5 protein-coding genes are annotated in these 7,443 nt (G+C 50.9%); all 5 read right to left on the bottom strand.

Translation table 11 applies throughout. The features are described 5' to 3' along the window. Positions 1–34: 34 nt before the first annotated feature. Positions 35–1,717: a sodium:solute symporter family transporter gene (locus VN105_RS02115; RefSeq protein ID WP_325637452.1), complete on the bottom strand. Its 1,683-nt coding sequence runs from the start codon at positions 1,715–1,717 to the stop codon at positions 35–37. Positions 1,718–1,816: 99 nt separating this feature from the next. Then, complete coding sequence (gene araA, locus VN105_RS02110; RefSeq protein ID WP_325637450.1) at positions 1,817–3,295, bottom strand: L-arabinose isomerase; 1,479 nt, start codon at positions 3,293–3,295, stop codon at positions 1,817–1,819. 10 nt (positions 3,296–3,305) lie between these two features. Continuing rightward, positions 3,306–4,004 carry an L-ribulose-5-phosphate 4-epimerase gene (locus VN105_RS02105; protein ID WP_325637448.1) on the bottom strand — a complete coding sequence of 233 codons (699 nt, stop codon included), beginning with the start codon at positions 4,002–4,004 and terminating at the stop codon, positions 3,306–3,308. 6 nt (positions 4,005–4,010) lie between these two features. After that, the gene (locus VN105_RS02100) at positions 4,011–5,684 is read right to left on the bottom strand and encodes a ribulokinase (protein WP_325637446.1); all 1,674 of its coding nucleotides are present in this window, start codon (positions 5,682–5,684) and stop codon (positions 4,011–4,013) included. A 108-nt stretch (positions 5,685–5,792) separates the two neighbouring features. Further along, positions 5,793–7,328 (bottom strand): alpha-N-arabinofuranosidase, encoded by a 1,536-nt coding sequence (locus tag VN105_RS02095; protein WP_325637444.1) that lies wholly within the window; start codon positions 7,326–7,328, stop codon positions 5,793–5,795. Positions 7,329–7,443: the final 115 nt, after the last annotated feature.

Here is a 7,443-nt window from a genome sequence, read left to right as displayed (position 1 = left end):
AATCAGTTTAATCCTGAGTCAGACAAACTCCGCGTTACCAGAAGCGGATGTATAACGCGGATAAGAGCAGCAGCGTTATTACTATCATCACGATAGTGGTTGGGCTGATCTTAAACATGGATTTATCCAGTACAAAGGCTTTCGGGTTTACTTTCGGTCCTGCAAAGCTGATAGCTATCATCACAATCATGGTGAACATAAAGGCCAGTCCCATACAGATGAGGAAAGGAATTTCGTAACCGCCTTTGCCATTAGGGTAAGCGGTATAGAAAATTGTTTCATGGCCCAGTACAGCAGGTGCAAACTGGTTAAAGAACACACAGAGCGTGAAACCGGTGATGATACCGGCTATCGCAGCAGCGCCGGTAGTGCGTTTCCAGAACATTCCCAGCAGGAACATGGCGAATACGCCCGGGCTGATAAAGCCGGTATATTTCTGGATGAACGTAAATCCGCCTTCACCACCAATGCCCAGGAGGTCGTTCCAGGTGAAGAGGATGCCCAGTAACATGGCGGCAACAACGGTGATGCGACCGGTCCATACCAGCTTTGCTTCAGAGGCATCCTTCTTAATATATTTGCGGTATACGTCCAGTGTAAAGATAGTGGAGATACTATTGGCCTTGCCCGCAAGAGAGGCAACGATAGCCGCTGTTAAAGCGGCGATGGACAAGCCTTTCAATCCTGATGGCAGGAAGCCGAGGATAGCAGTGTAAGCGCCGTCTTTGCTGGCCAGGTTGGGCAGATGCCCGTTTTTTTGTAATACATAGGCGGCAATACCCGGCAGCATTACAATGATAGGCATCATGATCTTCAGTAAGCCGGCAAAGAGGATACCATTGCGGGCCGTTTGCAGATCCGCGCCCAGTGCGCGTTGCGTAATGTACTGGTTGCAACCCCAATAGTTAAGATTCACGATCCACTGGCCGGCCGCATACATCAGGATGCCGGGAAGCACCAGGTATTTATTGATATATTCCTGTGAAGAAGTAGCATCCGGCTTTGCGAGGATCATGTGGAAATGATCCGGTGCATCTTTCATGAGGGCATTGAAACCCGCCAGTGCATTGTGCCCCAGGCCAAACTTCTCACTTACCAGCGTTAAAGCCATATAAGTGGTGGCCAGTCCGCCGATGATCAATACGCCTACCTGGATCACATCTGTATAACCGATCACTTTCATACCGCCAAGCGTAATAATAATAGCAAATACAGAAAGCGCGATCATTACCACATGCAGGTATTCTCCTCCCAGCAAGCCGTTGATGGCCAATGCGCCGAGGTAAAGGATAGAGGTGAGATTAACAAACACGTAGAGAAATAACCAGAAAACAGCCATGATCAGCGCCACCGTTTCATTGTAACGTGTTTTCAGGAACTGCGGCATGGTATAGATCTTATTCTTCAGGTAGATGGGAATAAACCATACTGCAATGATGATAAGAGCGATGGCGGCAATCCATTCATAGGCGGCAACAGCAATACCCACGAAGAAGCCATCGCCGCTCATGCCGATAAACTGCTCCGCAGAAATATTTGATGCAATCAGCGAAGCGCCGATCGCCCACCAGGTAAGGGAACCTTCTGCCAGAAAGAAGTCTTTGGTATCTGTTTCCTTCTTCTTTTTCTTCCTGTATATCCAGTAACCATATACAGCAACCACAATGAAATAAGTAATGAAGACGAGTATATCGCCGGTGGAAAGGATGTTTTGCATAACGGGCAGTTTATTATCTTTTGCTTTAGGAAGTTGGCTGATGATAAAGCAACCGGCGGGCGTTCAACCTATGATTGAATTGCCCGCCGGCGGATGGAATTATTTAAAAGCAACATCGTTCCAGCGCAGCTCATTTTTAAATTCGCGCAGGTCGGTATGCTTTCCTATCAGTGCCAGTTCAATACCTGCCATTTCTGCAAAGTCCTGCATATGTGCGGAGGTAAGGTTCTGGCTGTAGCAGGTATGGTGTGCGCCTCCTGCAAGGATCCAGGCGGTGCAGCCTTTTTTCATATCGGGGTATGGTTTCCAGAGCACACGAGCCACCGGCAGTTTAGGCAGGTCCTGTGGCGGTTCCACGGCCTCCACTTCATTTACCAGCAGGCGGAAACGGTTGCCCATATCTACAATAGACGCGTTGATGGCTGGTCCACCAGCAGCGTTGAATACCAATCGTACCGGGTCGGCTTTTCCGCCTATGCCCAGCGGATGTTTTTCACACGATGGCTTACCGCTGGCAATGGATTCGCAGATCTCCAGCATATGGGAGCCCAGCACCATTGGATTTGACGGATCAAAGTGATAGGTATAATCCTCCATGAAGGAGTTGCCGCCAGGTAAGCCGCTGCCCATTACTTTCATGGCCCGTACCAGTGCGGCTGTTTTCCAGTCGCCTTCCCCGGCAAAGCCGTAACCCGCTTTCATGAGGCGTTGTACCGCAATGCCTGGCAACTGTATCATACCATGAAGATCTTCAAAGGTATCGGAGAAGCCTTTGAAGTTCCCGGCTTCCAGGAAGGCTTTCAGGCCCAGCTCAATGCGTGCTGCATCTTTCAGAGCGGGATCTTGCAGGAGTGCGGAAGATACCGTATAGGCGTCACCGTATTCCTTTACAAGCGAGGCCACTGCCGCGTCGGAGATGCCGTTGATCACACTAACGAGATCGCCTATACCGTGGGTGTTGCAGGAAAAACCGAATACAGACTCTGCTTCCACCTTATCTCCATCGGTAACGGCTACGAAGCGCATGTTATCGCCGAAGCGTACAAAGCGCGCACCCTGCCAGTCGTGCCAGCCGGCGGCTACCCTGGCCCATGCGCCCAGTTCGTTCAGTACTTCCGGGTCCTGCCAGTGACCGGTTATCACTTTGCGGTTCATACGCATGCGGCTCATCATGAATCCGAACTCCCGGTCGCCGTGTGCGCTCTGGTTCAGGTTCATAAAGTCCATATCTATTTCACTCCAGGGGATATCGCGGTTGAATTGTGTATGCAGGTGGCAAATAGGTTTGGACAATGCTTTCAGGCCGCGGATCCACATTTTGGCGGGGGAGAAAGTATGCATCCAGGTAACTACGCCGATACAGTTGGGAGCAGCATTCGCTTCCATGCACACGGCATAGATCTCATCCGGTGTTTTTACAGTGGGTTTGTATACAACGGTAACGGGTATACGTGCATCGCCGTTCAGTGAAGCGGCAATTTCCTGGCTGTGTGCGGCTACCTGTTTCAATGTTTCTTCTCCGTACAGGTGTTGACTGCCGGTTACAAACCAGATCTCGAAATTTTTCAGATTAATCATGTTGCTTGGTTTATTGCCCGTAATAGGAATTGGGGCCATGTTTACGTTCAAAATGTTTCCGGATCAGCGCATCTTTCAGTCGCGGTGCATTGCCGTTGATCGACTCCGTGAGATACGCCATTTGAGCCACCGATTCCAGTACGGCGCTATTGTATACTGCTTTGGCAGGAGTTTTCGCCCAGGTGAAGGGTGCATGGTTTCCTACCAGGATCATTTCAATTTCTTCGTAGGAGAGTCCTCTTTCCGCCAGTGTGTTCATGATCTGGAAGCCGGTCTGGTATTCGTAATCGCCGGCAATCATCTCGTCGGACATGGGCGGGGCGCAGGGAATATCCACGGTGTTATGATCGGCATGTGTAGTGCCGTAAATGGGGATATCCCGCTGGCTTTGGGCCCATGCGGTAGCGTAGGTGGAATGGGTATGTACAATGCCCCCTATATGTTCCCAGTGTTTATACAATACGGCGTGGGTGAGGGTATCGGAGGAGGGGCGTAACTGCCCGTCAACCGTTTTACCGTCAAAATCCACGATCACCATTTTTTCCGGAGATAGTTCCGCATAGGGAACACCGCTTGGTTTGATGGCAAACACGCCCAGCTGCCGGTCGGCTGCGCTTACGTTCCCGAAGGTGAAGATCACCAGTCCCAGCGCGGGCAGCTGCATATTGGCTTCATATGCCGCCTGCCGGATATGTTGATACTGTTGCATACTGAATTAGTCAATAGTGATGGCGGAGGTAAATGCGCCTAATGCTTTATACTTCTGGTACCTGTTTTCGTATATGCCAGCCCGTTGGGTATCCGGATGATAGGTCACTTCAAATCCCTGTCCCATTGCTTCCATGGCGTCTTCCACCCTGTTGAACAACCCGGCTGCGGTAGCGGCAAACATGGCAGCGCCCAGTGCGCAGGTTTGTTCGGAGCGGTGAATACGGATAGGCATATTCATTACATCGGCCATCATTTGCATGATGAAGGCAGATTTTTTGGCTACGCCGCCGATGCCTATCAATCCTTTTACCGGTACTCCTTCCCTTTCAAACCTTTCCACGATGGCTTTGGCGCCAAAGCAGGTAGATTCCGCCACGGTGCGGAAAATACGGGGAGCGTCGGTAGCCAGGTTCAGGCCGGTGAGGGCGCCTTTCAGCGATTGGTCCGCATCCGGTGTACGGCGGCCGTTGAGCCAGTCGATCCCCAGCTCGCTGTGTTCTTCCGGCGGGATCTGCGCCGCCTGTTTGGACAGTTCTGCAATGAGCCTGCCGGAAGTTTCCTGCGCCAGTTTGGCGGCGGTTTCCGCATCAATGAGAGAAGACGACGGCAGAAGCTGATGTAACGGCCACGCCAGTACGTTGCTGAACCAGGCGTAGGCGTCGCCGAAGGCCGACTGCCCGGCTTCCATGCCCATCATGCCGGGGATCACGGAACCGGGTACCTGTCCGCAGATACCTTTCACCAGTTTATGTTTCATTTCATCCATAGGCGCTACCAGCATATCGCAGGTAGAGGTACCCATTACCTTGCTGAGGTGATAAGGTTCTATTTGTCCGCCTACGGCGCCCATATGGGCATCAAAGGCGCCAATGCCTATCACCACGTTCGTGGGGAGGCCTAATCGTTCCGCCCATTCGGGGCAAAGGTGACCGGCGGCTTCGCCGGAGGTATATGTTTTTGTAAACAGCCGTTGGGTGAATCCCTGCAGCAAAGGATCTATGGCGGTGAAGAAAGCATCCGGGGGCAGGCCGCCAAATTCTTCTGCAAACAGCGCTTTATGCCCGGCGCTGCAAACGCCCCGTTTCAGCTGGCTGATATGTTTGCCTCCTGAAAGCAGGAACGGTATCCAGTCGCAATGCTCTACCCATGAGTAAGTGGCGTTCCTAACGGCTTCGTCTGTACGAAGAATATGCAGCAGTTTTGCCCAGAACCATTCAGAGGAATAGATGCCTCCTACAAAGCGGAGGTAATTTTCCCCGAAAGTGGCGGCCGTAGCGTTGATAGCAGCGGCTTCTTTCAGCGCGGTATGGTCTTTCCATAACACGAACATAGCGTTCGGGTTTTCGCGGAAGGCCGGGGTGAGCGCCAGCGGCGTACCTGTTTCGTCTACAGCTACCGGGGTGGAACCGGTAGTATCTACTGAAATGGCTTTAATATTGGCGGCAGCGCCGGGCCCCGCCTGTTGGAGACATTGACGGATAGTGGTTTCCAGTCCTTCTACATAATCCAGCGGGTGCTGGCGGAAGCGGCTCTGGGCTGCATTGCAGTACAGGCCGTCTTTCCAGCGCGGGTAATAAAAAACAGCCGAGGCAATTTCATTCCCGTTATGTACATCTACAATGATAGAACGTACCGAATCAGTACCATAGTCTACCCCTATTACCCAGGATGAAGTCATATTAATGTTGTATTGACACTTATTGAATAAGGTAAAAAAAATACGAACGACGGCGGGTGGTATACAGACCGGATTCCAGTTCGGCCAACACCACCCTGCCGCTATTCGTTATTTTAATTCCAGCACTACTACGGAAAATGGCGGCAGCTTTACACTGATCGTATTCTTCTTAAGCGATGCGCCTTTAAAATCCACCGGTTTAATAAGATCCGGCTTTGTAAAGCTGTTATAGTCCTGCAGTTTTGCGGAGGCCAGCAATTTACCGCTGATAGATTTATAGGCTTCACTGCGGGTATCCAGCGTTACTTCCTGTGTTTTGTGGGCGTCGATATTTACGAGGGAAATATGTGTAACGCCGTTCTTATCTTTGGAAGCGGAGGCGGAAACTGCAGGCAGCTGCTGGTTTTCGAACGTATAGTCGTTGGAGTGAATGTCTACCGGGATCAGTGTAGCATCCTGGTGAACGTTATACATTTCCATTACATGATAGGTTGGTGTGAGCACCATCACGTCGCCTTTGGTAAGGATAACGGATTGCAGTACGTTAATAGCCTGCGCGAGGTTGGCCATGCGTACCCGGTCGGAGTGATTGTTAAAGATATTCAGTGTAGCGCCGGCAATCATGGCATCGCGCATGGTGTTCTGCTGAAAGAGGAAACCGGGATTGGTTCCTTTCTCTACGTTATACCATCCGCCCCATTCGTCTACCAGGAGCGCTATTTTCTTCTTCGGATCATATTTATCCATGATGGCGGTATGCTTGCGGATCAGCGTATCCATCAGCAGGGCCGATTTCATGGTAGCGAAGTATTGTTTCTCGTTGAAGTCAACGGCATCGCCTTTATGGCTCCATTCAACTGTTGAATAGTGGTGCAGGGCCACACCATCGAGCAGGTTGGCGGGAATGTTTTTCATGAGCACTTCTGTCCATTTATAATCGCCATCACTGGCACCGGAAGCAATACGAAACAGGTTGCCTTGCATAAAAGTGGCAAACTTGCGGTAAAGATCGGCATAGTATTCAGGGCGCATGTTACCACCGCAGCCCCAGGCTTCATTACCCACACCCCAAAAATGTACCTTCCATGGCTCCTTGCGGCCGTTCTGCCGGCGCAGGTCGGACATAGGGCTTTTACCGGAAAAGTTGGTGTACTGTACCCAGTCGGCCAGCTCCTGCGCAGTGCCGCTGCCCACGTTGCCGGACAGGTAAGGCTCTGCGCCCAGTTCCTCGCACATGTTGAGGAAGTCGTGTGTACCAAAGCTGTTATCTTCGGTTACATTACCCCACCAGCTATTCACAATGGTGGGTCTTTTATCCTTTGGTCCGATCCCGTCTTTCCAATGGTAGGTATCTGCGAAACAGCCACCCGGCCAGCGGAGATTAGGGATCTTCATTTTACGCAATGCGGCAATCACATCTTTACGCACGCCGGCGGTATTAGGGATATGTGAAGTGTCTCCCACATAAAATCCGCCATAGATACAGTTTCCCAGGTGCTCTGCGAAATGGCCATAAATGTTACGGTTGATGGTCTGAGTGGGCGCATCTGTACGAAAGGTCACTGTATTCTGCGCCTGTAAGGCTTGCGTGGAAAGCAACATGCCCAGGATACCCGTACGGATATAACGATATTTTTTCTTCATAACGAGGTTTTAAAAATCAAGTATCACAGCACTGTTTTGCTGCGGCAATTCAAAAGAACAAAATAATTGTCACATTTACAATTAAAACCGTAAAAAAAACATTTAAAGCCGCCGG

Source organism: Chitinophaga sp. (assembly GCF_035564935.1).
Lineage (GTDB): Bacteria > Bacteroidota > Bacteroidia > Chitinophagales > Chitinophagaceae > Chitinophaga.
Note: the sequence above shows the minus strand (reverse complement) of the source record. Positions and strands in the feature narration are given on the sequence as shown.

Excerpts from the sequence above, each read along its gene's own strand:
- VN105_RS02105 (WP_325637448.1), bottom strand. The coding sequence starts at position 4,004 with ATGCAACAGTATCAACATATCCGGCAGGCGGCATATGAAGCCAATATG.
- VN105_RS02095 (WP_325637444.1), bottom strand. The coding sequence starts at position 7,328 with ATGAAGAAAAAATATCGTTATATCCGTACGGGTATCCTGGGCATGTTG.
- VN105_RS02100 (WP_325637446.1), bottom strand. The coding sequence starts at position 5,684 with ATGACTTCATCCTGGGTAATAGGGGTAGACTATGGTACTGATTCGGTA.
- VN105_RS02115 (WP_325637452.1), bottom strand. The coding sequence starts at position 1,717 with ATGCAAAACATCCTTTCCACCGGCGATATACTCGTCTTCATTACTTAT.
- araA (WP_325637450.1), bottom strand. The coding sequence starts at position 3,295 with ATGATTAATCTGAAAAATTTCGAGATCTGGTTTGTAACCGGCAGTCAA.